The organism is Paenibacillus sp. RC84 (assembly GCF_041260495.1).
In the GTDB taxonomy this organism is placed as follows: Bacteria; Bacillota; Bacilli; order Paenibacillales; family NBRC-103111; genus Paenibacillus_F.
In genome coordinates this window covers 16,078-42,273 of record NZ_JBGBYL010000010.1, presented here as the reverse complement: position 1 = coordinate 42,273, position 26,196 = coordinate 16,078, and the positions used below count along the sequence as shown (strand labels likewise).

Below are 26,196 nucleotides of genomic sequence, written 5' to 3'. Positions count from 1 at the left end.
AGGGCGCTATGGGCTTTCAGACCGAATTTAATTCCGTATGCAAATTCAAATCCGAGCAGGAACTGTACGAGCTGTTGGAATACGGGCGCTGTAAAATGCGCAAAAGCGGGTTCCGCGTGTATCCGACCGGCCAGAAAGTAATCGCGTATTCGCCGGCCAACGAGGCGGTGGCTATCGTAAAGATCAGCGCTTCTATCGCGGAAATCACTTTTCAGGGGGATGAAGTTACCCTCGTGGAAATGGATCTGGTGCGCAAGCTGACCGAGGAAGAGGCGCGCGTGCAGACCGCGTTGGCCTACGAGATGTTTTTCGGCGAACAAGGAAGCCGGTAAGAAGCGACCGTTTCGGACAATCCTTTTTGTTGTATACCGTGAATATGAAAAGCAGCTTTGATCTCGGCCCCGGTTGAGAAAACGGCTGCTTTTTGTTTTGGGCCGCTGAAATTTCGGATCGTTAAAATTTTGCTTCCATAAATATAGTAGCCTTTTATTCGGGGCATCTTATCACTAAAGACCAATCAGGAGCAAGGATGTGACCAACGGCCATGATCGTACGCTTGGGGTATGTGGCGATGTCCACGGAAGTGAAGAATGCGTCCCCGTCCAAGACCATGACGGCAACGCTGTTCGGCCAGTTGAATGACCGGGAAGCCGCTGTCCGCAAGCTGGAGAGAATAGGAGCCGAAAACCTTCATAATACGCTCCGGCTGCTTAGGCATAACCGCGCTTACGATATCAAGGTGTACCGCTACTCGTCCAAACTGATTCCCCTGCTGGGCCATGACATGCTGGAAGGTTGGGATCCGATCCCGGCTCTTGCCGAGGAATTTAAAGAAGTGGGGGATTACGCCAAGCTGCACGGAATGCGGACGAGCTTCCATCCCGATCACTTTACGGTTCTCAGCACCCCCCGCAAAGATGTCCTGCTCAAGTCTTATGCGGACCTTGAGCGGCATGCCGCGATGCTGGAGGCAATGGGACTCGGAGAGGACGCCAAGCTCAACATCCACGTAGGCGGAACTTACGGAGATAAACTGAAAGCGGCCAAGCGGTTTGTGGCTCATTTTGCCGATTTGAACGAAAGCGCCCGGCGCCGTCTCACTCTGGAAAACGACGACAAAACGTTCACCGCCCGCGAAACGCTGGAAATTTGCGAGAAGGTCGGAGTGCCCATGGTGCTCGATGTCCATCATCATCAAGTGAATAACGAGGGGGAGGACATTCTGGAGCTGTGGCCCCGGATACAGGCGACATGGGAAGGGCAGCTCTGCGTCTCGCTTCCGGATAGCGCGGATCAGCCGCTGCCGCCCAAAATCCATGTGTCGAGCCCCAAGAACGATAAAGACATTCGAAGCCATGCGGATTACGTGGAAGCCGGACCTTTGCTGGAATTTTTCAGAGGCATTGCCGGGATCACTCCGCGGCTCGACGTTATGATTGAAGCCAAAATGAAGGACGCCGCCCTTTTTCGTCTGATGAAGGATCTGGAACGGGAAAAAGACGTAGACATACTGACAGAGGCTTCCGTGCAAATAAACGTTCCGTAGGATCGTGCCGGAAGCGATGAAGGCAAGGGAATCGGACTGTGCGAGATGATGGCTCACATAGGCTGCGATTTTTCGCTTAAATCTATAAAAACCTCCGGAATTCCGCGTTAATCCGGTAACGGCGCATGTTTTTGCCGTGTTCTTCTTGTCTTTGCCGGTCAAATGGGGTACCTTGTTAAAGTGAAGGATTGTCCAATTTCGAACCGAGAGGAGATTGTCGAATGACGACATCGGGTTTATTGAACGGCAAGAACATTCTGGTTATGGGGGTTGCCAACGACCGCAGCATCGCATGGGCGATTGCGCAATCTTTGGCGGCTCAAGGCGCGCGCCTCGCATTCACTTACGAGAGCGAGCGTGTGGAAGAGCGTGTACGCAAATTGGCCGGTAATATTCCGGATTCGCTTATTTTGCCCTGCAACGTAACGGTAGACGAAGATCTCGTACGCCTGGCTGATGCGCTCAAAGGCGAGTTCGGCGTTCTGCACGGAGTGGTGCACAGCATCGCGTTCGCACGCACGGAAGAGCTGGAAGGCATGTTCGTGGATACTTCCCGCGACGGCTACGCTCTGGCACAAGATATCAGCGCATTCTCGCTGGTTGCGGTGTCGAAGCACATGTATCCGCTGATGACGGAGGGCGGCAGCATCATGACAATGACCTACCTCGGCGCGGAACGCGTTATGCGCAACTACAACGTGATGGGCGTGGCCAAAGCGGCGCTGGAAGCAAGCGTACGTTACCTGGCGGCCGATCTTGGCCAGCACGGTATCCGTGTGAACGGCATTTCGGCCGGTCCGATCCGTACCCTCGCCGCCAAAGGCATTAAAGATTTCAACTCCATCCTGCATCAGGTGGAAGAGAAAGCTCCGCTGCGCAAAACGACGGAAACGGCGGAAGTCGGCGATACGGCCATGTTCCTGATGAGCCATCTGTCCCGCGGCATTACCGGCGAAATTATTCACGTAGACGGCGGTTACAACATCGTAGGCGCGTAAAGCAACGCTGCCTGCAAGGAATAGTCCTTCCGAAAATTTGCAACTCCATACATACATGAAGACCCCTTTGGGCGGTTACACCTTGTGAGAATGGGAAGGTGTGCGCCGTCTGTGGGGGTTTTTGTGTTTTTTGTTGTTGTGAAGCGATCCGATATCAGGTAAAATTTATGAAAATCAATCTTATTTTGCAAAAAGAGAGGACCTTCCATGGCGCGTTTTTTGACCCGGATCGGAAATGAGCGGATCGGCATTGAAACGGACTCCCCGGTACTCGGTGAGTGGTTGAGAGAATCATTTGATAGAGGCTTCGGGGACGACGGGGAAGAACCGCGTCTGCGGCTGGATATAAAAGGCGGATACGGCGTGCCGTTTGTCGATTTCGACGTTGCCGTGGAGAAGCGCGGCGGGAGGGTTATCTATACCCGGGCCGATTACCGGATCGAAGCCGACGAGGATCTTAAGTCGGCTTCCGTTGCGGTTCAAGACGAGTTTGCGCTGAAGCATGCGTTGATGAATGTCTACAGCGCTTTCCTGATCCGCAACGGGCTGGGCCTGCTGATGCACTCTTCGTGCGCCGTTCAGGACGGCAGGGGCTACTTGTTCGCCGGCCCGTCTGGAGCAGGCAAATCAACGGCCGCGCTGCTGTCCAGGCCACGTGTCCTGCTCAGCGACGAGGCGACGGTGATCGCCCTTCCCGAAGCGGGACCGGACGGCGGAGCCGGGGCGCTGGCGTACAACTCGCCTTTCCGCAGCGATTCGCGCTGGGATATCGGCGAGGGCATTCCGGCCGCTCCGCTGGAGGGGATGTACGTGCTCAGGCAGTCGGAGGAAGTCCGGACGGAGCCGATGAAAGCGGCGGACGCCCTGCCGATCGTCATGAGCCAGGTTTTCTTCTGGACGACGGGGGCAGAGGAGACCCGCGCGGTGATGCAGCTGTGCATGCGTTTCCTGGAACGGGTACCGGTCCGTGAGCTTTTCTTCCAGAAGAACGATCTCTTCTGGAATGTCATTGCTCCCCGGAAGGCCGGCGTCTGATGGGCGGAGAGGTCCATAGCCGACTCGGCAGCGAAGGACTCGGCGCCGAGGCGCTTGTCGTGCGGCGCGCCCTGGAGCTTAAAGGGCGCGTGGAGATTCCGTCGCGCGGCACGAGCATGCGGCCGCTGATCCGCGAGGGCAGCGTCTGCACGTTCGTGCAGGTGAGCGCCGCGGATCTCCGGAGAGGCGATATCGTCCTCTTCCAAGGGGAAGAGGGAGGGCTTATCGCCCACCGCCTGATCCGCCGTGGAGGAGAAGGCCCGCAGGCTCCGCTGCTCTGCAAGGGCGACGCGAACATCGGCTTCGATCCGCCTGTGCCCGCCGCGAAGGTGCTGGCCCGGCTGGAGACGATAAGCCGGGAAGGCCGCGTATCGTCGAGGCTGTCGCCCGGCTTCCGGGTCTGGGGCCGGATCATGACGGCTTTTCCGGTACTTTCGCGGGGATTCCGTCTAGCTTCGCGGGTTGCGGGAAGGCTGCGCGGGCAGAAAAATTGACCGGCGGATGAATGTACCGCGTACGCGGCTTTATTTTTTGGCAGATCCTACGAGGAAATTTGGGTGAAACGATGTGGCACGGAATTCGTTTCATTTACTATACTAGAACTATACTAGATTGCGAGAGAAAAGAGTGATATCCAATGACGACTGTAAATCAGGAACCTTACCGTGTCGGCGGCAAAAGCTTTACGGCCGTCGCTATCAATACCGCCGCGAAGGCGGGCGAATGGATTAAGAGCCGGGTGGGTGAAATCCGCCGGGTGGATGTGAAGTATTCCCCCCACGATCTTGTGACGGAAGTGGACAAGGGATCGGAGAAAATGATCCGCAATCTGATTCTGACGCATTTTCCCCATCATGCGTTTCTTGGCGAGGAAGGCGTGGAGCCGGGCCCCGAGGCGTCGGCGGCCGCCCTTGACAACGTGAGCGATGCCGAGTACTTATGGATCGTTGATCCTATCGACGGTACGACGAATTTTATACATGGATTTCCGTTCTTCAGCGTGTCCATTGCGCTTGCTTACAAAGGTGAAGTGATTGTGGGCGTGGTCTACGATCCCATGCGCGACGAGCTGTTTGTGGCGGAAAAAGGCAAGGGCGCTTATCTGAAAGCCGCTAAGCTTGGCGTATCGGATGAATCGGCGCTGTCCGAAAGTCTGGTCGGAACCGGTTTCCCCGCCGACCGCGAAGGCGCTCTTCCAATCAACCTGGCCGGTATCAACGCTCTCATGCCGAAGGTGCGCAATCTCCGCAATGCGGGTTCGGCGGCGCTGCATCTGGCTTACGTGGCGGCGGGCCGTCTGTCGGGCTTCTACGAAATCGGGCTGAATGCCTGGGATATAGCCGCGGGTGCGCTGCTCGTCCAGGAATCGGGCGGTCGTGTAACCGATACGGCGGGACAGCCTTATACGCTTGGCGTACGCAATGTGATGGCGACAAACGGTCTCATTCACGATGAGCTGCAAAATGAGCTTCAGCAGGCCGGCGCCACAGGTTTATAGGCTTTTCGGACTTGTTGACGCGAGGCGCTGCCGGAACCCGCTTAGGTACCGGGACGCAAGGAAATGCGAAGGCTTAGGCCCCAGGCCCCGAAGGAAACTTCGGGGTTTGTTTTTTTGGCGCGGAGGAAGTAACATGGACAAAGAGAGAAACGGAGGGGAACGGATGAATAGAAGAAAATGGCTGATCGGACTCATTTTGTTGTGTCTGGCTGCCGGGATATACGCGGTGATCCGTTTTAACATAGATCCGACGCTGGCGCCCGAGGACATTAAGCTCCGTGCCCGGGTCGTGCCTGCGGCGGAGAAGCCTGCGGAGGTGCCGTCCCAAGCATCCGCAGCCGCGGCGTACGCCACGGTGGTCGAGGTAGAGCTGGAGAGCACCGGCGGCAAAGCGCTGAAGCAGGAAGGATACAGCTACAAGGTGTATCCTTACGTTCAGAACGGCACCGTGGCCGCTTGGGAGCCCGCGCCTGACGCGCTCGGCAAGGGCCAGAAGCCGGAGAGCTACGCCTTCGGTCCCGATGCCGTGACGATGCCGCGTGCGCTGGAGATGATCGAGCGGCTTACAGGCGCGTCGACGAACGAAGAAGAAGCGAAGAAGGCGGGCATGTCCGGCGGGTTCGTCTACACCGGCGAGACGTTCCCGGCGAAAGTTCGCTATTACGCCAAGGAAGCGGGAGCGGGAGCGGGCACGGATGCGAACGACGGGCGCACCTACATCCTGTTCTCATACCACGAGAAAAAATGGGGCAAAGACGTCAGTTGGGTCAAAGCGGTGAAAGTCGCTCCTTAGCCGTCGGCGGAGCTGTTCGGGGGAAGGCAAGCGGGTCCGCGCCGCGTATGAGCAGAGCGGAATGAGCGGCTTGATGGTGCGTCTGCAGGAGCATGCCCCGGGCGGCCACCGTATGTGGCGCTGCGTCTGGATGCTTGGAGCTTCGGATAGCAGCGCGAAAAGATACAAAATGCCGGTTCGGCGCAGCAGGAAAAACAGCCCTTGTCCGGGAGTGGACAAGGGCTGTTTTGGTTTGGCCGCTATTTCGGCCGGTACGGTCTTCAAGTCACGCCGTGTTCTTGCGGTTTCTCCAGGCTGCCGAGCTTGCCGTCGCGGTACTCGCGGGGAGAGAGGCCCATCCGCGCCCGGAAGGTGCGGTGGAAATACGAATAGCTGTGGAAGCCGCACGATTCCGCAGCCTGTTCCAGCGTCATCGCGCCGAAGCGGATGCGCTCGCACGCCATCGAGATCCGGACCTCGATGGCGTAATCCATGACGGACTGGCCGAACGTCTCACGGAACAGGTGACCCGCGCGCGAGGTGCTTAGTCCGACGTGGTCGGCCAGATCCTGGAGCGTGAAGGCCTCCGAGGCATTCTGCTCGATGTACGTTTTCATGCGCTGGACCATGTAAGAGAAGCGCGGCTTCTGGGGAAACGACCCCAGATCCGCGAGATCGCCGATGACGCGGTCCAGCGACAGGCAGAGCACGCGAACGAGATAATCGCCGATTTCCTGAAGGTTATCGTGCAGCCGGCGGCGTTCGCGGAAAATTTCCCGCCAGATGTTCAGCCAGCTGTCGTCCAGGCCGACCCGGATAATGCCGGGCCTCTTGAAACGCTCCCACCAGGCGTCCATCCAGCTTCCGCTGCACATCAGGTAATAATCGCCGCTGTATACGGTATCGGCGTCCGGCGGTAAAGTCTCGTGCTGGCTGCCGATGCGCAGCTCGTAGGCATCTCCGGGACGGTACAGCAGAAGATCGCCCGGCTCTGCGGTTACATAGCGGCCTTCCTGCCAAACCTGGCAGGTGCCTTCCGTTTGAAGACGCAGCAAATAGTATTCAATTCCGTCCCGCTGATTGGAGACGAAAGGCTTGCGGTGCACCGAATAACCGGCGGACAAAATATGGACCTCATCTTTAACGGCTGACGCCGGGTCCTGAATTCCTGTCACGAGGCATCGTTCCTTTTTGATAATTTAGCAAAATAGTTCATGTTCTGCGTGGATCATTCATTCTCATTATAAACGAGGTATGGTATCAATAGAAGGAGAGGTTTTTTGGCGAAGGGAAGCGTTTCCCTTCCGACATCCCCATAACCCAGGACAGAGGAAAGGTGATCGTAGATGACAAAGATCGGAATTGGCGTGCAGTTATACACCCTGCGTTCGGAAACGGAGAAGGACTTCAGAGGCTCTTTGCGGAAAGTGGCGGAGCTCGGGTATGAAGGGGTAGAATTTGCCGGTTACGGAGGACTTTCTTCCCGTGAATTGAGTGAACTTCTGAAAGAACTGAACCTGACTTCGGTCGGCAGTCATGTGGGCATTCACCGTCTTCAGGAAAACCTGGACGAGGAAATCGAAATGAACGTGGCCATCGGGAGCAAGTATGTCGCCTGCCCGGGCTGGTTTCCGCCTGAACGTACGGAGGAAGGCTTCCGTGAAATCGTGGAAATTCTCAAGGAGAGCAGCCGCCGTTTCGCGGAACACGGAATCGCTTTCGGGTATCACAACCATTCGTTCGAGTTTGAAGAGAAAATCGGCGATCAGACGATGTTTGACGCATTTTTCTCCGCGCTCCCGCAAAATGAGCTGTTCGTGGAATTGGATGTGTGCTGGGCTCATAACGCCGGCTTCGATCCGATCGGGGTTATGAAGCAGTATGCGGGCAGAACGCCGCTTCTTCACGTGAAAGACCTGCGCAAGGAAGACGGCAAGCTGCTCACGGTTGAGCTGGGCACAGGCGAAGTCGACCTGAAGCCGGTGCTGTCCGCCGCCGAAGAAATCGGTACGAAGTGGTTTATCGTCGAGCAGGACGAGTGCCAGAATCCGCCGTTTGAAAGCATTGCCGCAAGCCGGGAATGGCTGCGCCAAAACTATCGGTAGCATTTAACCCGCCGGGGTTCCGGCGGTTCAGGAAGAGCATTTCCCTTCGGGGAGATGCTCTTTTTTTTGTGAGCGTTAAAGGGGAAGGATTGCCTTTACGAATACCGGACCAGGAAATAACTTCCCGTGCGGGTGAAATCCTGTTACAATAAACCTGATTGTAAACCTTAATTTATTTTATTAGGTTAACAATTAACGACCGGGCGAAATTTATGGAATGTAAAATTCGGATGATTATTCAACTTTTTTTGGCAAGAAAGGACGTGCTGAGCATGCATACGGAACAACAAACGGCTGGGGGGACAGGAACCCTGTCTAGATGGGAACATTACGCGGACAAGGCGCTTCGGGGTGAGAAGCTCGAGATGGAAGAGGCGCTTACCGTACTCCGGGCCGACGACGATGAGCTGCTGCCCCTTATGCAGGCGGCTTTCCGTGTACGCAAGCATTATTACGGACGCAAGGTGAAGCTCAATCTCATCATTAACGCGAAAAGCGGACTGTGCCCCGAGGACTGCGGCTACTGCTCTCAATCCATCGTGTCCAAGGCTCCCATCACCAAGTACCCGCTTCTGGAGAAGGATGTTCTGATCGAGGGGGCGCGGAAAGCGCTGGAGATGAAAGTGGGTACCTACTGCATCGTCGCCAGCGGCAGAGGACCGACTAACCGTGAGCTGGATCAGGTGATTGAAGCCGTGCAGACAATTAAGGGGGAAATGCCCCTGAAAATTTGCGCCTGTCTGGGCATCTTGTCGGACGAGCAGGCTGTGCGCCTGAAAGAAGCCGGTGTAGACCGCTACAACCACAATCTCAACACGAGCGCCTCCCATTTCGCCAAAATTACGTCCACGCATACATACGATGACCGTGTCCGGACGGTAGATCAGGCAAAGCGGGCGGGAATGTCGCCCTGCTCCGGAATTATTGCGGGGATGGGCGAGTCGGAGGAGGAACTGGCGGAGATGGCCTTCGCGCTGCGTGAGCTGGATGCCGACTCCATTCCCGTCAACTTCCTGAACCCGATTCCCGGCACGCCGCTGGCGGACCAACGGAGCCTGAATCCGCGGCAGTGCCTCAAAATTCTCGCGCTCATGCGGCTGATTTGCCCGTCCAAGGAAATCCGCATCGCCGGCGGCCGGGAAGTGAATCTGAAATCGCTGCAGCCCCTGGGCCTGTATGCGGCGAACTCCATTTTCCTGGGGGATTATCTGACCACGGAAGGCCAGGAAGCCGGCGAAGACCACCGGATGCTGGAGGATCTCGGCTTCGAGATCGAACTGTGCGCCTTGTAGGCGGCCTTTTTTTAAGCAATTAGCGCAGCGGACAATCTCGAACGAAAAAGAGCAGAAGGGCAGAACGCCCTCTGCTTTTTTTTGCATTTTTATACAAACGAATGTGAATTGCATTGAATAGTATTAAATTTCGTTGTTCCGTCAAATGGGCGGACAAAACGAAAGCGGATACAATTAGTCTAACGGCTTAAGGCCGGAAAGGAGGGGAGACAATGGCACAAGTTGCAGTAGAAACCAGCGTAAGTAAAGAGGCGAAAAGCCCGTCGATATGGAAGCGTTTTTTCAAACAGTGGGATATTCAGCTCATGGTATTGCCAGGGATTGTTTTTCTTCTTATCTTCCATTACATTCCGATGTACGGAGTGTTGACCGCATTTAAGGATTATGATCTTTTCAACGGTTTTTTCGGAAGTCCTTGGGTAGGACTCAAGCATTTCAAAATGTTTTTCGAGTCTCCTGATTTCCCGAGGGTTATGAGGAACACGATCATGATCAGTTTGTTCAAGCTTCTGATCGCATTCCCGGCGCCTATTATACTGGCCCTCATGCTGAACGAGGTCCGGAACAAGCTTTTCAAAAACGTCGTACAAACGGTCACGTACCTGCCCCACTTCTTGTCCTGGGTTGTCGTGGCGGGATTCGTGACGTCCTTCCTGTCCACGGACAACGGAAGTTTGAACATCGCTATGCAGAAGCTGAGCATGATCGACGAGCCGATCAACTTCCTGGCGATTCCGGAATATTTCTGGACGATCCTGATCTCCACGGGGATATGGAAAGATATCGGGTTCGGCTCGATCGTCTATTTGGCGGCTATCGCGGGAATCGATCCGGCTTTATACGAATCCGCATCGATCGACGGAGCGTCGCGTTTTAAGCAAATCTATCTGATTACATTGCCTTGCATTTTCCCGGTCATCATCATTTTCCTTATTCTCGCCATCGGAAGTCTGATGAACGCGGGCGCCAACGGCGGATACGAAGATATTCTTCTACTCAGTGCGAATCCGGTCCTTCGGGAATACTCGGACGTGCTGGATACGTTCGTATATCGGACCGGCATTCAGAACCAGCTGTTCTCTTACGCGACGGCAGTCGGATTGTTTAAAGCGGTGATCAGTATTGTTCTGCTGAGCGGCGCCAACTTACTTGCTCGCAGAACGGGGCAAAGTCTATGGTAGCTGGAGAAAGAGAGGCGGACACAACATGTTGAGAGCAAGCTTTGGGGACCGGTTCATGACGGTCGTCATTTATACGCTGCTGATACTTCTGGCCTTCATTACGCTGTATCCGTTCTGGAATTCGGTGGTCATTTCGTTCAACAGCGGGAAAGACACGATGCTGGGCGGTATCACCTTCTGGCCGCGTGAATTTACACTGGAAAACTACAACGTCGTTTTCGAAGACAAGAGGATCATTCAAGGCTTTCTGATTACGGTCAGCCGCACGGTGATGGGAACCATTCTCGGCATTCTGGCGACCTCCATCTTCGCCTACGGGATGTCCCGGCGCGATCTTGTCTTTCGCAAATATTACATGGTTATGGCCGTGGTCACGATGTATTTCACCGGCGGCCTGATCCCGTCCTTCCTGCTCATCCGGGGCCTCGGCCTGATGGATACGTTCTGGGTCATGATCTTGCCGGTACTGATCAACGTCTGGAACATGATTATCTTCATGACTTTCTTCCGGAGTATTCCGGCGGGGCTTGAAGAAGCCGCCAAGCTGGACGGCTGCAGCACCTGGTCGGTGTTTTTCCGGATCGTGCTTCCTTTGTCCGGGCCCGTTATCGCCACCTTGGGGCTGTTCACGGCGGTTCAGCACTGGAACGAGTGGTTTCTGCCCAGCATCTACCTGAACAACACCGATTTGTACCCGGTACAAACGTTGCTGAGACAAATTTTGAACTCCAATATTATGTCGGAGCAGTTAGCCAATCTGGACTCTGCGGCCCTGACTCAACTGTCCAAGATGCAGTCGATTACGACCAAATCGTTGTCGATGGCCACGATGGTCGTTTCTACCCTGCCCGTTATGCTCATCTATCCGTTTGTTCAGAAATATTTTTCGAAAGGCGTTATGATCGGCTCCCTCAAGGAGTAGATCTTCGCTTTTTGAACAGAATGTAAGCGTAACCAGATGCAACACGATTGACCACATAGATTATAATATCGTTTAAGGGGAGTGTCACAAATGGCAAAATGGAAAAAAGGGGTCTCGCTTACGCTCATTACCGTGCTGTCTTCCATCGCGGTGCTTAGCGGCTGCAGCAGCGACGGCAAGCCGGCTGCTTCGGATTCCGGCAAACAAGGTACTACTCAATCGACCGGAGTTAAGTTCGGCGAGCAGCAGCTGGATATCAGCTTCTACGGCAACTACGACTGGTTCACTATGCCGGTGTGGGGCCAGGATCTCGCTACAAAATGGGTAAAAGAAAACAAGAAAGTCAACGTAACGGGCGTACCTAACGGCGGGAACTCCGAGCAGAAGTTCAATACGCTGATGGCTTCCAAAGAGCTGCCGGATGTCATCTGGCTGGAGCGCGGAGCCCAGGTAGAGAAACTGCGTGCGGCAGGCATGCTGGTGTCTTTCGACGAATACCTCGACAAATATCCTAACCTGAAGAAGTGGGCGGGAGAAGCGACCCTCAACATGCTGCGCTCCAGCGACGGCAAGCTCTATCAGTTCCCGAACTGGTACACGCAGCGTCCTGCAGGCAACGCGGGTTATATGATCAACCTGAAAATTTACAAAGAACTGGGCGAGCCGAAGCTCGAAACCTACGATGATCTGTACGCTTACCTGAAACAAGTGAAAGCGAAATATCCGGACGTGACTCCGTTCGATTCCGGCGTGCAGGCTCAAAACGTTGAAATCATGTACCCGGGCTTTGCCAACGATCATCCGGTCACGAACATCTCCATGCGTGCCGTTCCGGAAGGCAACGAGCTGAAATCGATCTTCGCGGATCCGGTTTACCGGGAGTCTCTGACTTACTCAAGCAAGCTTTTCCGTGAGAAATTGATTACTCAAGACGTATTGACTCAAACGAAAGACCAGATCGACGAGAAAGTGAACAACGGCAAAGTTGCGGTTATGGCAGCTTCCAGCGTGACGGAATTCGGCTCCAAAGGTACGACGGCTCTTCAAACGAAGGATCCGAGCCACCCGGGCTACCAAATGATCTGGCCGATTCATAAAGAAGGCGTGGACAAAACCAAAGTATTCCCTGGCCACTACGCAACACTCGGCTGGAACGTAAACGTTATTACGAAGAGCGCTAAAAATCCGGAAGCGATCTTCGCCTTCCTCGATTGGATGACCGGAGAAGAAGGACAGCGCGTTATGTTCTGGGGTCCTGAAGGCGAATACTGGCAGGGCACAGACGAGAAAGGCACACCTAAATTCACGGATAAATACTACAGCGACGCAACCGGACGCGCCAAGCTGATGGATTCTCTCGTCAACCTGCAATGGGTCGGCAATACGACCTATATCGATACGGCTAAGACGGATATCGAGCTGAAGCTTCCTGCTGAAAAACAAAGCTGGGAAACGCGCAATCAGACGCAAGTGGCATGGAAAACCGTATTTAACCGTACGGAGTTCGTAAATCTCGATCCGCCTTCCAACACGGAAGAAGGTATGGTACAGCAGCGCATTAAGGATATCTTCACCGAATCCCGCGCCAAAGCTCTCTTCGCGAAAAGCGACGCGGAAGTGACATCCATCCTGGATAAAGCGGAGAAGGACGCTCAGGCTGCCGGATACGCCAAGCTGCTGAAATACCAAACGGAACGCTGGCAGGAAAACAAGAAGAAAATCGGCAAATAAGAAGTTGATTGGAAATTTAATGCCGCCTAGGCGGGCAGAAGAGGTATACTTGGGGTATACCTCTTTTGCTATTCGCCGGGAAAGGAGAACAACATGTATAACGTGCTGCTGGCAGACGATGAAATATTGGACCTGGAGGGCATGCAGACTTTTATCCCTTGGGAGCGTCTCGGTCTTCATGTGGTCGGGGCCGTCAATAACGGCTTCGATGCCGTAAGGGTTATGGAACAGGAGAAGGTCGATATCCTCGTGACGGACGTACGGATGCCGAGCATGACCGGCCTGGAGCTGGCTCGTAAGGCGCTGGAGCGGCATACGGGGCTGCGGGTTATTTTCGTCAGCGGGCATCAGGATTTCGGCTATGTTAAGGAAGCGCTTTCTCTAAAAGCGTGCAGCTACGTGTTAAAGCCCATGGATGATAACGAACTGATCCAATCGCTGGAAACGATTATCGGGGATCTCAACCGCGAACAAAAGCGCCGCAAAACGGAACGGGCCTTCGAACAGATGAGACCGATTGTGCACAATGAATATGTGTTTCGTTTGCTGGAAGGCACGGCAGGCCGGCAGGAGCTGGATGACCTGTTGACCGAGGAAGGTCTGGAACCGATCCGGTATCCCATCCGGGCCGCGGTTTTGGAAACCGACGATCTGTCGTGGAAGCTGAATCCGTATACGGCCAAGGAACGCCAGGATATGCTTAACGATTTCGGCGGACAGATTATGGATTTGTGCCGGCCGCGCGGAATTACCCATATGTGCCGGATTACGAAGCAGCGCCTGGGCCTGCTGGTTACGGCCGATGAGAAGGGGACCAAAGAGCTTCAGGAAGTGATCGCATACGTGAAGGAGCATTTTCCTTTTACGATCACGATCGGGCTCGGCAACCCGGCTGACGATCCGTCGGCTCTGCAGGAGTCTTACCGCGAGGCGCTCGCCGCTCTCGATGCCAAGATGTTCTACGGAAAAGCGAAGATTATCGAGACCCGCGAAATTCCGAAGGAAGAAATCGCCGACGCCAAGCAGCTGGAGTTCCGGCTCGACGCTTTGTTCAATGCGATGGTCCAGTATGACCTGGTCGGCATTCATGATGAAATCGACCGGCTGTTTAACGTGGCGGTTTGTCTGCGGTCGCGTTTTACGATCCATAACTTCGCCACGTACCTGATCGTCAAGCTGGACGGCTATCTCCAGACGAGAAACGAGCAGCTGTTCACCCTGTTGGGGATGGAGCTGCAGAACCTCGATATTTTGCTGCAATTCGAAACCATCGAGGACATACGGAGCTGGATGCGCCGCATGCTTTTCGAAATTTCGGAAAAGTTGAACATGGGAAATCAGAGCAAGAACCGCAAGCTGATCCGCGATATGATGGAGTACATCAAGGAACGACTTCAGGAGAATGTGACGCTGCGCGACGTGGCGGACCGTTTTTCTTTTTCCCCGAACTATCTCGGCCATGTGTTCAAAGAAGAAACCGGCCAAAATTTCAGCGATTACGTGATTGCACTGCGGATGGAGAAGGCGAAGGAGCTTTTGGGAGACCCCACGCTTAAAATTTACGAGGTGGCGGACCGGATCGGCTACAGATATCTGCCTTATTTCAGCCGGCAGTTCAAGGAAACGTTCGGTATGACCCCCATGCAGTTCAGAAGAAGCCACTAACGGCGGGGATGCGCCCCCGATGCAGGAAAGGAGCCGGAACGGATGAAACCGGAAGGGCGCCGGCGGTTCGTTCCGTTCGGCTATAAGCTGATGCTTTCGTACGCGCTCTGCATTCTCGTGCCGGTGATCATTGTAGGCTCGTTCGCGGTTTCTACTTTGGTGAAGTCGGTGCGTGAGCAGGCGGAGAGCAGCGTGCAGGGCACGATGAGACAGATCAGAGACAATATCCAGTACAAAATCGAGGATATGAGACGTCTGACGAATATGATTTACGTGGATACGACGCTGGCCAAACATTTAAAGCATTACGAAGAGGGGTGGGTAAGCTACGACGCGACGACGTCTTACCTCCTTCCCAAAATGATGCAGACTATTCAATCGAGCAGCCTCAGGCTGTGGCTTTCCGTCTATCTGCACAATGAAACCCTGCCGGAAGTGTACTACAATCACGAGAATATCGATCCCCTTATGACGGTCGGGAAGCTGTACGAGCTCTACCATATGAACCGGATCGAGGGAGCGGACTGGTATAAGAGCTTTCCGCCCGAGCGCTACGGAATGACGATGCAGTGGCGGCAGATCGAGGACGACGCCCGGTTCGGCCGGCTTTCTTTGCTGCGCAGAATCGTGGATACGACCAACGGAGTGGAGCTGAGGGAGATCGGCTTCATCCGGGTTTCCGCCCATCTGCAGGATCTTTTTGAAAGCGTGGATTATACGAAAGTCGGGGAAGGCAGCGCCATTTATATTGTCGGTCCCCAGGGAGACATCCTTTATTCGTCGACTGCCGATCCGAACATGAAAGGCAAGACATGGGATGAATCATGGACCCAAAATCATCTCGTGCTGCGCCAGCCTCTTGAAGGACTGGAGTGGAGCGTGGTTTCGCTCGTTCCGACCGCGATCATGGAGCAGGATGCGGACAAAGTGCGGATGCTGACGGCGATCGTGTGTCTGATTTCCGTTCTGGTCATTTTTTTCGTGGGCTGGATGTTTTCGCGGTTCTTCTCCAAAAGGGTGACCAAAATCGTCTCTGTCCTGCACGCGTTCAGGGAAGGGGAATTCCGGAAGCGGATGGCGTACGAAGGGCGGGACGAATTCGCCCAGATTGCGGCCGCGCTGAACGATATGGGACAGCACACGGAAGGGCTCATCCGGGAAGTCTATCTCACGAACCTTCAGAAAAAAGAGGCGGAGCTGGAATCGCTGCAGGCGCAGATCAACCCGCACTTTCTGTATAACACCTTGTCGTCGATCAGCCGTCTGGCCCGGTTCGGCGATATCGACAAGCTTCACCGGATGGTGATCGGGCTGGCGAAATTTTACCGGCTGACGCTGAACGACGGACGCACCTTCATCCCGCTGAGCAAGGAGCTGGAGCAGGTGCAGGCTTACGTGGACATTCAATCGATCAAGTACGGCGACCGCATGGAGGTTCTCTTTGATATCCAGCCGGAAGTGAACCGGTACGATACGGTGAAGCTCATCGTGCAGCCTTTTATCGAAAATGCGCTTCAGCACGCCTGGTGCGGCGATCATATTCACATCCGGATCAGCGGGGAAATCATCGGCGACGATATTCATCTGAAAATCATCGATGACGGCAACGGCATCCCGCAGGACCGGTTCCGCAAGCTTTTCGATCCTCTGGCCGAAGTGGAATCCGGTTACGGCATCCGCAATGTGGACCAGCGGATCAAGCTTCATTTCGGCAAAAAGTACGGCGTCTCGCTGGCAAGCCGGCCCGGAATCGGCACTGCCGTGCTGCTGCGCATACCGACCTACAAACACAAGAAGAACCAAGGGTGACCACGCAAAAAAGCTCCCGTCCTGCATAAGCAGAGCGGGAGCTTTTGGTATGGGGGCAGGCTGCGCAAGCGAAGCGGCCTCTGTGAACGGCAAAGGCTGGCTTCACGCTGCGGTGCGCACCGCAGCGGGCGTAAGGCGGCGCTTACGGCGCGGATGGAGCGGCCGCTTGAGCCGATGTCCTGCTTTTCGTGCACGCGGATACGAAGCTCCGGCCTGCGCCGGCCTCACAAATGCGACGGACAAGAGACGGGGCCGGGGCTGCGAGGAGACGCCGTAAGGACGACTCTTCCGCCCCGGAGCATCAGCCCAGCAGGCGGAAAGCCTCGTCGGCCGCCTGCAGCGTGCGGGCTACGTCTTCGTCGGTGTGCGCGGTGGTCAGGAACCACGCCTCGTACTTCGACGGCGCGAGATTGATGCCGCGCTCCAGCATGAGCCGGAAGAAGCGGCCGAACCGCTCGCCGTCCGTGTCCTGCGCCTCGTCGTAGTTCGTGACCGGATGGTCGCAGAAGTGCGTCGAGATCGCGCCGGCGATGCGGTTCACGGTCAGCGCGACGCCGTGGCGGGAGGCCGACTCGCGGAGGCCGTCCGCCAGCTTCGCGCCGAGCTGCTCGAGGCGCTCGTACGTGCCGGGCTGCCTTAGCACCTCGAGGCAGGCGATGCCGGCGGAGATGGAGGCGGGGTTGCCCGCCATCGTGCCGGCCTGGTACGCAGGTCCTAGCGGAGCGACCTGCTCCATCACTTCCTTACGGCCGCCGTATGCGCCGATCGGCAGTCCGCCGCCGATGATTTTGCCGAGCGCCGTAAGGTCGGGCTCGATCTCCTCGGGCCGGCTGTTCAGGCCCGCGTAGGTTTGCGTCGTTCCGTAGTGGAAACGGAACGCGGTAATCACCTCGTCGTAGATGACGAGGGAGCCGTTTGCGCGCGCGGCGGCGCAGAGCCCTTCGAGGAAGCCCGGCTTCGGCATCACCATGCCGAAGTTGCCGACGATGGGCTCGACCATCACCGCGGCGATGTCGCCGCCCCAGCGCGCCAGGGCTTCTTCCAGTGCCGGGATATCGTTGAACGGCACGGTGATGACCTCCTGCGCGATGGAAGCGGGGACGCCGGCGCTGTCGGGCGTGCCCAGCGTGGACGGGCCGGAGCCGGCCGCGACGAGCACGAGATCGGAATGGCCGTGGTAGCAGCCTGCGAATTTGATGATCTTCGTGCGGCCGGTGTAAGCCCTCGCCACGCGGATGGTCGTCATGACGGCTTCCGTGCCGGAGTTAACGAAGCGGACTTTGTCCAGCGACGGAATGGCTTCCTTCAGCATCCGGGCGAAGGTGATTTCAAGCTCCGTCGGAGTGCCGTAGAGCGTGCCGCTGCGGGCGGCGCGGATGATCGCTTCGGTCACATGCGGATGGGCGTGTCCCGTAATAATCGGTCCGTAAGCGGCGAGATAGTCGATGTATCGGTTATCGTCCTCGTCCCAGAAGTAGGCGCCTTCCGCACGTTTCATAAATACGGGAGCGCCGCCTCCGACCGCTTTGAACGAACGGGAAGGGCTGTTGACTCCGCCGACGATGTGCTGGAGCGCTTCTTCATGGAGCTTTTCGGAACGTGTATGATTCATGGCTTTGTAACTCCTTTGTTTATGTAGTTGGATCGTGTCCTCTATAGCCTATCACCGAATGGCGGAGGCCGGGAAGAAAAATAACGTGCCGTCTCCCCGGAGGAGACGGTCACGTTAGAAAGCTTTTACTGCCTGGTGTTCTTGTTGGCGCCGGAGGTTCCGGAAGACGAGCTTCCCGAACTGCCGCCGGACGAGCCGCTGCCCGAACCCGAGCCGGTGCCCGTATCGGTGCCGGTTCCTGTGCCTGCTCCGGGAGCGTCCGCCATGCCCTCGAATACGTCGTCAATGTAGCGTTTGAGCTTCGTCTTGTCGACGGAGAGGACCTGTGCCCCGCTGATTCTGCGTTCGACGACCAGGTTTTCCGGAGGCAGCTGGATGCTCTGAATACCTTTGGCTCTCGCGTCGAAGGCAAGCCCGCCGAGTTTCAGCATATCTCCGAACGACATGTTCGTATTGATGTAAGGCTCCATGGCCTTCAAAATGGAAGGCAGCTTGAGGATAGACTGCGTACTCTGCATTTTATCGGCTACGGCCGTCAAAAATTTGCGCTGGCGTTCCGTACGGGCGTAGTCGGACTGTGCGTCGTGGCGGAACCTGACGTACTGCAGAGCGGTCTGGCCGTCCAGATGCTGCATGCCTTTTTTTAAATTAATATCGAATACGTGTCCGTCCGCGGCATCGGTGTACTTCATGTCCTTCTCGACTTCGAGGTCGATTCCGCCGATCGCGTCCACAAGGGCGATAAACCCTTTGAAATCCGTGTACAAGTAGTACTGGATCGGAATCCCGGTCAGCTCGCTGACGGTTTTCATCGCCAGATTGGGCCCCCCGATAGTAAAGGCCGAGTTAATGCGCCCTTCCTCGTTGCCGGGAATTTTGACCCAGGTGTCCCGGAGGATGGACATCAGGGAAGCCTTCTTGGTCACGGGATCGATGGAGGCGATCATGAGCGTATCGGAGCGCGGCGGCTCCCCGTTCTCTACGCCCCTGGAGTCAGCGCCGAGCAGAAGCACGTTCACACGCCCGGTTCCCTCCCAGACCGGAGGCTTATAGTCGTCCCCCTGGTACTTCTTATCAAATCCCTGAATTGCGTCTTTATTGTTAATGTTATCGGCGAAGCTGTATATGCTGTAAGCAAAATAGCCTGCGGTGCAGATCAGGGCGAAAACAATCCCGACAATCAGCATCCGCCACGGTCTTACCCGTCTTTTTTTAGGCTTCGGCATGTGAGTTCATTCCCTTTCCATCTATAAAATAGGCGTTGTCTGTACATGATTAACTGGATATCCGGCTGCTGAAACAAGGCTTCCGTATTCCCGCGATTTGTACCGGAGCCGCCTCCGGGTGTTTTTACAAAAAGCTCTTTTGTTGTATGATGAGGGGTGGGAATGGCGAACTCATGTATTACATTATAGGGGCAACTTCTTCTCTGCCGCAAGTTACACATGAATTCACAGGGCTTTCAAACTTTCCCAGTCCAACTAAACAGCAGGAGGAAAACATGCCAGCCATCGAAGTGAGAGATCTTCGCAAAGAGTTCCAAGTGCAGAAAAGCAGAAGCGGGCTAAAAGGAGCGTTTCGCGATCTGTTCGACCGTGAATATAACCAGGTTACGGCCGTTAAAGATATCAGTTTTGAAATCCCCGAGGGAGAGATTTGCGGCTATATCGGAGAGAACGGCGCCGGCAAATCGACGACGATCAAAATGCTCACGGGCATTCTCGTTCCCACTTCGGGCCATCTTCAAGTGAACGGATATATCCCCTATAAGGACCGAGAAGCTTTTGTCAAAGGCATCGGGGTCGTTTTCGGCCAGAGGAGCCAGCTGTGGTGGGATATCGGCGTCATCGAATCGTTCCAACTGCTTAAGAAAGTATATCGGGTTCCGGAAAACGATTTTAAAGCGCGGCTGGACGAGCTGTCCGACCGGCTCCAGCTCGGCGAGCTGCTCAGCCGGCCGGTCCGGAAGCTGAGTCTCGGTCAGCGGATGCGCTGCGAGCTTGCGGCTTCGCTGCTGCACAACCCCGCGATCGTTTTCCTGGACGAGCCTACGATCGGGCTCGATATCGTAGTGAAAACCGAGATCCGCGAGTTCCTGAAATCGCTGAACCAGCGCTACGGGACGACCATTCTACTTACCACGCACGATCTTCAAGATATCGAAGCCCTATGTTCAAGGGTCATCATGCTGGACGACGGACGCATCATTTACGACGGAGGTCTCGATCAGTTGAAGGAGACGTGGGGCAAAGGCAAGGAAGTGGTGCTGCAGTTCAACGACCCGGTGCCTCTTGAAAGTCTGAAGCTGCTCACGGAAGGTCTGGACGTGACCTGGGAGCAGGACAGCTCGCTGGACGCCCGTGTGTTCATCCCACAGCGGAGCGCGAACGTGTCCGACGTTCTGGCGCGGATCGTCGGTGTCGTCCGGATTGCGGATATCCGCATCCTGGAAACGAATACCGACGATATCGTCCGCGAGATTTACAAGTCCGGTTCGGCCGAAGTCCGGAAGCCGTCCGCGCCGGAAGCGGGGGAGCCGGGCAGCGGGGCCGAAGAGGATAAAGGAGCGGTGCCGCATGTATAAAGCTTACGTGGAGCTGATCCGCATCCGGTTCATAACCATGCTCGCCTACCGGGTTAACTATTACAGCGGCATCCTGGTGTACGCGCTCAACATCGGTTCCTACTATTTCCTGTGGAAGGCGATTTACGGCAGTCAGGAAACGCTTGCCGGCCAGACGCTGGGACAGATGACGACGTATATCGTGGTATCCTGGATGAGCCGCGCTTTTTACTTCAATAACTTGGACCGGGAAATCGCGAATGAAATCCGGGACGGGAGCGTCGCGATCCAGTTTATCCGTCCTTACAATTATGTCGTGTACAAAATGATGCAGGGCTTCGGAGAAGGCTTGTTCCGGTTTCTTCTCTTTACGACGCCGGGCCTCGTGATCGTCTCACTTTTGTTCCCGGTCGAGCTGCCGACGGATATTTCCTTGTGGCTTGTCTATCTGCTCATGCTGCTGTTCGCTTTTTTAATCAATTCCCAGATTAATATTATGACGGGATTGTCCGCGTTTTTCCTGGAAAACAGCGAGGGTATGATGCGGATGAAACGGGTGGCGGTCGATCTGTTCTCCGGACTGATTCTGCCGATCACCATGTTCCCCGGCTGGACGGCGAAGCTCCTGGAATGGCTGCCGTTCCAAGCCATTACGTATTTGCCCGGTTCGGTGATTACCGGCAAAATGACCGGAAGCGCCGTATGGCAGGCGGTTTCGATTCAAGTCATCTGGTTCGTCGCGCTTCTTGTGCCGATTGCCTTCATGTGGCATAAAGCAAGAACCCGGCTGTTCGTGCAGGGGGGTTAACGCATGTTCTATTTATCGCTTATTCTGGATTACCTGAAAAATTATTTAAAAACCAGGCTGACCTACCGTTCGGATTTCTGGATCGAGGTCGTTTCGGATTTGCTGTTCAACGGGTTGAACCTTGTGTTTATTCTCGTCGTTTTCCAGCAGACCGCGCTTCTCGGAGACTGGAACCGCGATCAGATTTTGTTCATATACGGCTTCTTTATGATCCCGTACGGACTATTCTCCACGATTTTCAACCTGTGGAATTTCAGCGAACGCTACATCGTCAAAGGGGAAATGGACCGTATTCTGACCCGCCCGGCCCACAGCCTGTGGCAGGTTATGCTGGAGAACATGGACCCGGCCTCCCTGTTCAGCGCTCTAGCCGGACTGGTCGTGATGATCTACTCGTGGGGCCAGCTCGATTTGCCGGTCCACTGGAGCGATCCGCTGGTGATGCTGATGATGGTCGTGTCCGGCGTGCTGATTTACGGCGGCATTTACGTCTCCCTGAGCGCGCTTGCGTTCTTTTCCGATTCGCCGACAGGCATCATGCCTCTGATCTGGAACATCCAGAACTACGGGCGGTATCCGGTCACGATTTACAACAAGCTGCTGCGCGGTATTCTGACGTGGATTCTGCCGTTCGCATTCGTCGGGTTTTATCCGGCGGCTTATTTCTTGGATCCGCTCAATTGGAAGGGCTTCGCCCTGCTGACGCCGGTCATGGGGATCATTTTCATTACGATCGGCCTGAGCGTGTGGAACATCGGGGTCAAGCGCTACCGCGGGGCGGGGTCCTGATTCGACGGTATGAAACGGAGGCTGCCACAATTTTCAGGTTGCTTTCAGCAAAGTTTTAGGTTTCGCTAAGCTTCGCGTAAAAGTTCCGTCATAACTTCTGCCTATACTTGGGGTGTAGCATAAACAAGCCCCCATTTGAAAGGTGGAAATAAGAATGAATAAAACCCGCAGCAAATTGATGGTATCCACATTGGCTGCAGCACTTCTGCTCGGCGGAGGAGCCGCTCTTTCCAGCCAGGTATTCGCAGCCGACAGCACCGATTCGGGTCAAACGTCGACTCAGCAGTCGGCGCCATTCAAGCATGACGGCAAGGACCGCAAACCTTTCGGACAATTCGGCGGTCCGGGATCTTACCTGAAAGACGCGGCAGCCGTTCTCGGTCTGGAAGAAAACGCCTTGATCACCGAGTTGAAAGCGGGCAAGTCCCTGGCTCAGCTGGCCGAAGCTAAAGGCATCAGCCAGGCGGACCTGGTGAAGAAGCTGGTGGAAGCTTCCACGAAAGAGATTGATGCCAAAGTAACCGAAGGCAAAATCGACAGCACGAAGGCGACCGAACTGAAGGCGGACCTTCAGAAGCGCATCGAGAATGCCGTCACAACTACCGGCTTCAAAAACTTTAAAGGCGGCAAACACGGCCACGGCGGCGGCTTTGTAGATCCGGAGAAGCTTGCGGCTATCCTCGGGATTACCAAGGAAGAGCTGAAAACGCAGCAGGAAGCCGGTAAAACCGTCGCCGAGATTGCGTCGGCCAAAGGTATCACAAGAGAGCAGCTTCTTGAGAAGCTGAAAACAGAGTTGACTCCTTCGCTGGAGAAGTTTATCGATGCGAAGAAGGGCGATAAGCCTCAGAAGAAAGACCAAAAACAAGCCCAGACGGAGCAGGCCGAGTAAGAACGGCGGCATGCAGCAAGCAATACGGTCAAGGGAATGAAAGAAAGACCGGCAGCGGACAACGCTGCCGGTCTTTCTGCGTAACAGGCTTGAACTCGATTTCCAATGAATCCGTTAGATGAGTATAATGGAAACTAATGCAAAAACGACGAACCGAAGGAGGCTCCCGATATGAGTATAAACACGGGGCATCAAGCACCGGACTTCGAACTGCCGGCCAACAACGGACAGCAGGTGAAATTGTCCGATTTTAAAGGGAAGAAAGTGGTCCTGTATTTTTATCCGAAAGACATGACGCCGGCCTGCACGACCCAGGCGTGCGATTTCCGGGACAAGCATACGGAATTCGAATCTTTAAACGCCGTCATTCTGGGCGTCAGCACGGATTCCCTGAAACGGCACGAGAAATTTATCGACAAGTACAGCCTGCCTTTCCTGCTGCTGGCCGATGAAGACCATGCGGTAGCCGAAATCTACGGGGTCTGGAAAGAGAAGAGCATGTACGGCAAGACGTTTATGGGTATCGAACGCTCGACGTTTCTCATCGACGAAGAAGGCATCCTTATCCAGGAATGGCGCAAGGTCAAAGTGAAAGGCCATATCGAAGAAGCGCTGGCTTATCTGAAGGAAAACTAATCTGTTTTGAAGAAATTCGCTGACATACTTGGACAGCGGGAGCGGAGCCATGGTGTCTGAACGCCGTCTGCCGCGTTAAGAAGACGCGGCAGGCGGCGGATGAGCGGTGAGCCGCCCGCTATCTCCCAGCAGCGAAGCCCGCCCCACGGACCCGGGGCGGAGCGGAAGAAGAGGGCGGTAACTTACACGTCCACCCACCGCTGGCGCTCATGGCTTTGCAGAACCGCTTCGACGATTCTCATTATGCCGCAGGCCTGATTGAAGGTAGCGAACTTGGAGCTCGTTTCATCCGTCTGGCGCACTCTGCGTTTGCCGATGAGAGAGTAGTAGTCGAGCAGCAGGTTTTTAAGCGCATCGGGCCAGCCTTCTTCATGACCGCCGGGATAATGGGTGATGGAGGCGGCCTGGGAGCTCATCAGGCTGGCATCGCGCATCTGGATCTGATTGGGTACATCACGGGAGCCGATCCACAGCCGGTTCGCTTCCTCCTGGTCCCAGCGCAGGGCGCCTTTTTCGGCGGAAATCTCGAAATACAGCTTGTTTTTGCGGCCGGGACTGACCTGGGAGATGCAGAAGACGCCCTTGGTGCCGTCCTCGAACCGGACCAGAATGGACCCGAAATCCTCGGTGTCCACCTCAACGCGTTCGCAATCCTCCGGCTTGGGCGCGGCGTTCGTGAACGTGGCCTGCTTGTCTTTGGGCTTATACCGTACGGGATGGACGATTCCGAGGTCCGCGAAGACCGACACGATGCGGGTGCCCAGCACATACTGGACGGTATCGCACCAATGGGAGCCGATGTCCGCCACCGCCCGCGAAGGCCCGTTCAGGCGTGAATCCATGCGCCAGTTATAATCCGTCTCGTACAGCAGCCAGTCCTGGAGGTAGCCGCCCAGCACATAGTGCGGCTTGCCGTATGTCCGGGAAGCGATCTGCTGCTTGATTTCCTCGACGAGGGGATAGTGGCGGTAAATAAACGCCACGCCGGCGACGAGACCTTTTTCCCGCGCAAGCTTCTGGAGTTCATCCGACTCCTCGACGGTAACGGAGAGCGGCTTTTCGGACAAGACGTGTTTGCCGGCAAGCAGAGCCGCCTTATTGAACGTGTAGTGCAGATGATTGGGTGTACAGTTGTGTACAACGTCGATATCCGGGTCCTGGATAAGCTCCATGGCATCACCGTAATACATGGGGATCCGGTAGCGGGCCGCCGCTTCCTCCGCATGCGACAGCCGTGAAGAAGCAATCGCGACGACTTGAACCGAAGGCACCCGCTGGAGGGCCTCGATGTGGGCCATGGCCGAGAATCCGGTCCCGATCACGCCGACTTTAATATCTCCCATTCGTTTCACCTCTTTAATTAGTCTGGTTTGCGGTTAACTGCGCTAACGTTTAGCTCCCTGGAACAGGCAGCAGGTTACAGATTAAGCTTTTAATCTGCTTTTACCCCAAAAAGCGCCGGATTGATTGAAGAACTGAAAAATTTCGGAAACCGGAGGGCTTTTATGGAAGCGGTCATACGTGAAAAATTAAAAGAAATCGAAGAAAACGAGCAGGTAAAAGTCTTGTTTGCCATTGAGTCGGGAAGCCGCGCCTGGGGATTTCCTTCCAGGGACAGCGACTATGACGTGCGGTTTGTTTATGTCCGCAGACCCGAATGGTATCTTTCCATCGACGACAAAAGAGACGTGATCGAAGTGCCGATCAACGAGATGCTCGATATTAACGGCTGGGATATCCGGAAAGCGCTGAAGCTGTTCCGCAAATCGAATCCGCCTCTTATGGAATGGCTGATTTCGGATATCGTCTATCAGGAAGCTTACGGATTCAAGGAAGAGATGCTCCGCCTCCGCAGCGAAGTGTTCTCGCCCAAGGCGTCTCTTCATCATTATCTGAGCATGGCGAAGGGCAATTTCCGGGAATACCTCCAAAGGGACCAGGTCCGGATCAAAAAATATTTCTACGTGCTCCGTCCGATTCTGGCCTGCAAATGGATCGAGGAAAACGACACGAACCCGCCTATTCTTTTTCAGGAGCTAGTAGATAGGCTTCTGCCCGAATCCGGGTTGAGAGATCAGATCAATGAGCTTTTAAGGAGAAAAATAGCCGGGGAAGAGCTGGACCTTGAAGCGAGGGTCGAGGAGATTCACGCGTTCATCGGGAAAGAGATCGAACATCTGACCAAGGTGGCCGCGGCAAGCAAGGCGGAGCTGGAGGACCCGACGGCCCTGCTTGACGATGTATACCGCCACTATTTGACCCTCGTATGGAAATAAAGTGCTAGATTTGTCTATCCGCATATCGCTTAATTACGGGAGCCTGGCGTCAGCCGGGCTCTTTTT

At 55.2% G+C, this 26,196-nt stretch carries 24 protein-coding genes; 20 read left to right on the top strand and 4 right to left on the bottom strand.

Annotated elements, in window-relative coordinates; all coding sequences use genetic code 11:
- The first annotated feature begins 8 nt into the window (after positions 1-8).
- From ABH899_RS21715 to ABH899_RS21685, 7 genes are all read left to right on the top strand, one after another.
- Entirely contained in the window at positions 9-332 is a 324-nt protein-coding gene (locus tag ABH899_RS21715) for a hypothetical protein (RefSeq protein ID WP_370000492.1), read from the top strand.
- A 212-nt stretch (positions 333-544) separates the two neighbouring features.
- A complete protein-coding gene (gene uvsE / locus ABH899_RS21710) occupies positions 545-1,546 on the top strand; it encodes a UV DNA damage repair endonuclease UvsE (protein ID WP_370000490.1) in 1,002 nt (333 codons plus the stop codon).
- A gap of 221 nt (positions 1,547-1,767) precedes the next feature.
- On the top strand, positions 1,768-2,544 hold the full coding sequence (gene fabI / locus ABH899_RS21705; protein WP_370000488.1) for an enoyl-ACP reductase FabI: 777 nt from the start codon (positions 1,768-1,770) through the stop codon (positions 2,542-2,544).
- Between the two features lie 207 nt (positions 2,545-2,751).
- A complete protein-coding gene (locus tag ABH899_RS21700) occupies positions 2,752-3,579 on the top strand; it encodes a hypothetical protein (RefSeq protein WP_370000486.1) in 828 nt (275 codons plus the stop codon).
- Positions 3,579-4,073: a S24/S26 family peptidase gene (locus tag ABH899_RS21695; RefSeq protein ID WP_370000482.1), complete on the top strand. Its 495-nt coding sequence runs from the start codon at positions 3,579-3,581 to the stop codon at positions 4,071-4,073. The genes ABH899_RS21700 and ABH899_RS21695 overlap by 1 nt, the downstream gene beginning before the upstream one ends.
- Before the next feature lie 143 nt (positions 4,074-4,216).
- Entirely contained in the window at positions 4,217-5,077 is an 861-nt protein-coding gene (locus ABH899_RS21690) for an inositol monophosphatase family protein (RefSeq protein WP_009676869.1), read from the top strand.
- Between the two features lie 133 nt (positions 5,078-5,210).
- Entirely contained in the window at positions 5,211-5,870 is a 660-nt protein-coding gene (locus ABH899_RS21685) for a hypothetical protein (RefSeq protein ID WP_218231529.1), read from the top strand.
- 260 nt (positions 5,871-6,130) lie between these two features.
- Here the strand turns inward: ABH899_RS21685 and ABH899_RS21680 are convergent, their stop codons facing one another.
- Positions 6,131-7,024: an AraC family transcriptional regulator gene (locus tag ABH899_RS21680; RefSeq protein ID WP_009676905.1), complete on the bottom strand. Its 894-nt coding sequence runs from the start codon at positions 7,022-7,024 to the stop codon at positions 6,131-6,133.
- Positions 7,025-7,195: 171 nt separating this feature from the next.
- Between ABH899_RS21680 and ABH899_RS21675 the strand changes: the two genes are divergently transcribed.
- The 7 genes from ABH899_RS21675 to ABH899_RS21645 all read left to right on the top strand — a co-directional run bounded on the left by ABH899_RS21675 (position 7,196) and on the right by ABH899_RS21645 (position 16,554).
- A complete protein-coding gene (locus ABH899_RS21675) occupies positions 7,196-7,954 on the top strand; it encodes a sugar phosphate isomerase/epimerase family protein (protein ID WP_370000479.1) in 759 nt (252 codons plus the stop codon).
- A 272-nt stretch (positions 7,955-8,226) separates the two neighbouring features.
- Positions 8,227-9,246 carry a biotin synthase BioB gene (gene bioB, locus ABH899_RS21670; RefSeq protein WP_370000477.1) on the top strand — a complete coding sequence of 340 codons (1,020 nt, stop codon included), beginning with the start codon at positions 8,227-8,229 and terminating at the stop codon, positions 9,244-9,246.
- A gap of 212 nt (positions 9,247-9,458) precedes the next feature.
- A complete protein-coding gene (locus ABH899_RS21665) occupies positions 9,459-10,427 on the top strand; it encodes an ABC transporter permease (RefSeq protein WP_326056309.1) in 969 nt (322 codons plus the stop codon).
- Positions 10,428-10,452: 25 nt separating this feature from the next.
- Positions 10,453-11,349 carry a carbohydrate ABC transporter permease gene (locus ABH899_RS21660; RefSeq protein WP_009676917.1) on the top strand — a complete coding sequence of 299 codons (897 nt, stop codon included), beginning with the start codon at positions 10,453-10,455 and terminating at the stop codon, positions 11,347-11,349.
- Positions 11,350-11,439: 90 nt separating this feature from the next.
- The gene (locus tag ABH899_RS21655; RefSeq protein WP_370000474.1) at positions 11,440-13,080 is read left to right on the top strand and encodes an extracellular solute-binding protein; all 1,641 of its coding nucleotides are present in this window, start codon (positions 11,440-11,442) and stop codon (positions 13,078-13,080) included.
- Between the two features lie 93 nt (positions 13,081-13,173).
- Positions 13,174-14,745 carry a response regulator gene (locus ABH899_RS21650; protein WP_370000472.1) on the top strand — a complete coding sequence of 524 codons (1,572 nt, stop codon included), beginning with the start codon at positions 13,174-13,176 and terminating at the stop codon, positions 14,743-14,745.
- A gap of 42 nt (positions 14,746-14,787) precedes the next feature.
- A complete protein-coding gene (locus ABH899_RS21645) occupies positions 14,788-16,554 on the top strand; it encodes a sensor histidine kinase (RefSeq protein WP_370000470.1) in 1,767 nt (588 codons plus the stop codon).
- A gap of 301 nt (positions 16,555-16,855) precedes the next feature.
- Here ABH899_RS21645 and ABH899_RS21640 read toward each other — a convergent pair whose 3' ends face one another.
- Together ABH899_RS21640 and ABH899_RS21635 are read right to left on the bottom strand one after the other, a co-directional pair.
- Complete coding sequence (locus ABH899_RS21640) at positions 16,856-18,166, bottom strand: glutamate-1-semialdehyde 2,1-aminomutase (protein WP_370000468.1); 1,311 nt, start codon at positions 18,164-18,166, stop codon at positions 16,856-16,858.
- A 125-nt stretch (positions 18,167-18,291) separates the two neighbouring features.
- Positions 18,292-19,392, bottom strand: coding sequence for an LCP family protein (locus ABH899_RS21635; RefSeq protein WP_370000466.1), 1,101 nt, complete (start codon positions 19,390-19,392; stop codon positions 18,292-18,294).
- Positions 19,393-19,667: 275 nt separating this feature from the next.
- Between ABH899_RS21635 and ABH899_RS21630 the strand changes: the two genes are divergently transcribed.
- The 5 genes from ABH899_RS21630 (at position 19,668) to bcp (ending at position 23,854) form a co-directional block, all read left to right on the top strand.
- Complete coding sequence (locus tag ABH899_RS21630) at positions 19,668-20,750, top strand: ABC transporter ATP-binding protein (protein WP_370000464.1); 1,083 nt, start codon at positions 19,668-19,670, stop codon at positions 20,748-20,750.
- A complete protein-coding gene (locus tag ABH899_RS21625; protein ID WP_370000462.1) occupies positions 20,743-21,537 on the top strand; it encodes an ABC transporter permease in 795 nt (264 codons plus the stop codon). The genes ABH899_RS21630 and ABH899_RS21625 overlap by 8 nt, the downstream gene beginning before the upstream one ends.
- A 3-nt stretch (positions 21,538-21,540) precedes the next feature.
- Positions 21,541-22,326, top strand: coding sequence for an ABC transporter permease (locus ABH899_RS21620; protein WP_370000460.1), 786 nt, complete (start codon positions 21,541-21,543; stop codon positions 22,324-22,326).
- Positions 22,327-22,480: 154 nt separating this feature from the next.
- Positions 22,481-23,218 carry a hypothetical protein gene (locus ABH899_RS21615; protein ID WP_370000458.1) on the top strand — a complete coding sequence of 246 codons (738 nt, stop codon included), beginning with the start codon at positions 22,481-22,483 and terminating at the stop codon, positions 23,216-23,218.
- 171 nt (positions 23,219-23,389) lie between these two features.
- Complete coding sequence (gene bcp / locus ABH899_RS21610; protein WP_370000456.1) at positions 23,390-23,854, top strand: thioredoxin-dependent thiol peroxidase; 465 nt, start codon at positions 23,390-23,392, stop codon at positions 23,852-23,854.
- A 182-nt stretch (positions 23,855-24,036) separates the two neighbouring features.
- Here the strand turns inward: bcp and ABH899_RS21605 are convergent, their stop codons facing one another.
- Positions 24,037-25,197, bottom strand: coding sequence for a Gfo/Idh/MocA family protein (locus ABH899_RS21605; RefSeq protein ID WP_370000454.1), 1,161 nt, complete (start codon positions 25,195-25,197; stop codon positions 24,037-24,039).
- A gap of 162 nt (positions 25,198-25,359) precedes the next feature.
- Between ABH899_RS21605 and ABH899_RS21600 the strand changes: the two genes are divergently transcribed.
- A complete protein-coding gene (locus ABH899_RS21600; RefSeq protein ID WP_370000452.1) occupies positions 25,360-26,130 on the top strand; it encodes a nucleotidyltransferase domain-containing protein in 771 nt (256 codons plus the stop codon).
- Positions 26,131-26,196: the final 66 nt, after the last annotated feature.

Coding starts and splice junctions, on each gene's coding strand:
- fabI (WP_370000488.1), top strand. CDS start 1,768: ATGACGACATCGGGTTTATTGAACGGCAAGAACATTCTGGTTATGGGG.
- ABH899_RS21690 (WP_009676869.1), top strand. CDS start 4,217: ATGACGACTGTAAATCAGGAACCTTACCGTGTCGGCGGCAAAAGCTTT.
- ABH899_RS21695 (WP_370000482.1), top strand. CDS start 3,579: ATGGGCGGAGAGGTCCATAGCCGACTCGGCAGCGAAGGACTCGGCGCC.
- ABH899_RS21655 (WP_370000474.1), top strand. CDS start 11,440: ATGGCAAAATGGAAAAAAGGGGTCTCGCTTACGCTCATTACCGTGCTG.
- ABH899_RS21620 (WP_370000460.1), top strand. CDS start 21,541: ATGTTCTATTTATCGCTTATTCTGGATTACCTGAAAAATTATTTAAAA.
- bcp (WP_370000456.1), top strand. CDS start 23,390: ATGAGTATAAACACGGGGCATCAAGCACCGGACTTCGAACTGCCGGCC.
- ABH899_RS21675 (WP_370000479.1), top strand. CDS start 7,196: ATGACAAAGATCGGAATTGGCGTGCAGTTATACACCCTGCGTTCGGAA.
- ABH899_RS21715 (WP_370000492.1), top strand. CDS start 9: ATGGGCTTTCAGACCGAATTTAATTCCGTATGCAAATTCAAATCCGAG.
- ABH899_RS21650 (WP_370000472.1), top strand. CDS start 13,174: ATGTATAACGTGCTGCTGGCAGACGATGAAATATTGGACCTGGAGGGC.
- ABH899_RS21700 (WP_370000486.1), top strand. CDS start 2,752: ATGGCGCGTTTTTTGACCCGGATCGGAAATGAGCGGATCGGCATTGAA.
- ABH899_RS21630 (WP_370000464.1), top strand. CDS start 19,668: ATGCCAGCCATCGAAGTGAGAGATCTTCGCAAAGAGTTCCAAGTGCAG.
- ABH899_RS21635 (WP_370000466.1), bottom strand. CDS start 19,392: ATGCCGAAGCCTAAAAAAAGACGGGTAAGACCGTGGCGGATGCTGATT.
- ABH899_RS21665 (WP_326056309.1), top strand. CDS start 9,459: ATGGCACAAGTTGCAGTAGAAACCAGCGTAAGTAAAGAGGCGAAAAGC.
- ABH899_RS21625 (WP_370000462.1), top strand. CDS start 20,743: ATGTATAAAGCTTACGTGGAGCTGATCCGCATCCGGTTCATAACCATG.
- bioB (WP_370000477.1), top strand. CDS start 8,227: ATGCATACGGAACAACAAACGGCTGGGGGGACAGGAACCCTGTCTAGA.
- ABH899_RS21615 (WP_370000458.1), top strand. CDS start 22,481: ATGAATAAAACCCGCAGCAAATTGATGGTATCCACATTGGCTGCAGCA.
- ABH899_RS21640 (WP_370000468.1), bottom strand. CDS start 18,166: ATGAATCATACACGTTCCGAAAAGCTCCATGAAGAAGCGCTCCAGCAC.
- ABH899_RS21600 (WP_370000452.1), top strand. CDS start 25,360: ATGGAAGCGGTCATACGTGAAAAATTAAAAGAAATCGAAGAAAACGAG.
- uvsE (WP_370000490.1), top strand. CDS start 545: ATGATCGTACGCTTGGGGTATGTGGCGATGTCCACGGAAGTGAAGAAT.
- ABH899_RS21685 (WP_218231529.1), top strand. CDS start 5,211: ATGGACAAAGAGAGAAACGGAGGGGAACGGATGAATAGAAGAAAATGG.
- ABH899_RS21645 (WP_370000470.1), top strand. CDS start 14,788: ATGAAACCGGAAGGGCGCCGGCGGTTCGTTCCGTTCGGCTATAAGCTG.
- ABH899_RS21605 (WP_370000454.1), bottom strand. CDS start 25,197: ATGGGAGATATTAAAGTCGGCGTGATCGGGACCGGATTCTCGGCCATG.
- ABH899_RS21660 (WP_009676917.1), top strand. CDS start 10,453: ATGTTGAGAGCAAGCTTTGGGGACCGGTTCATGACGGTCGTCATTTAT.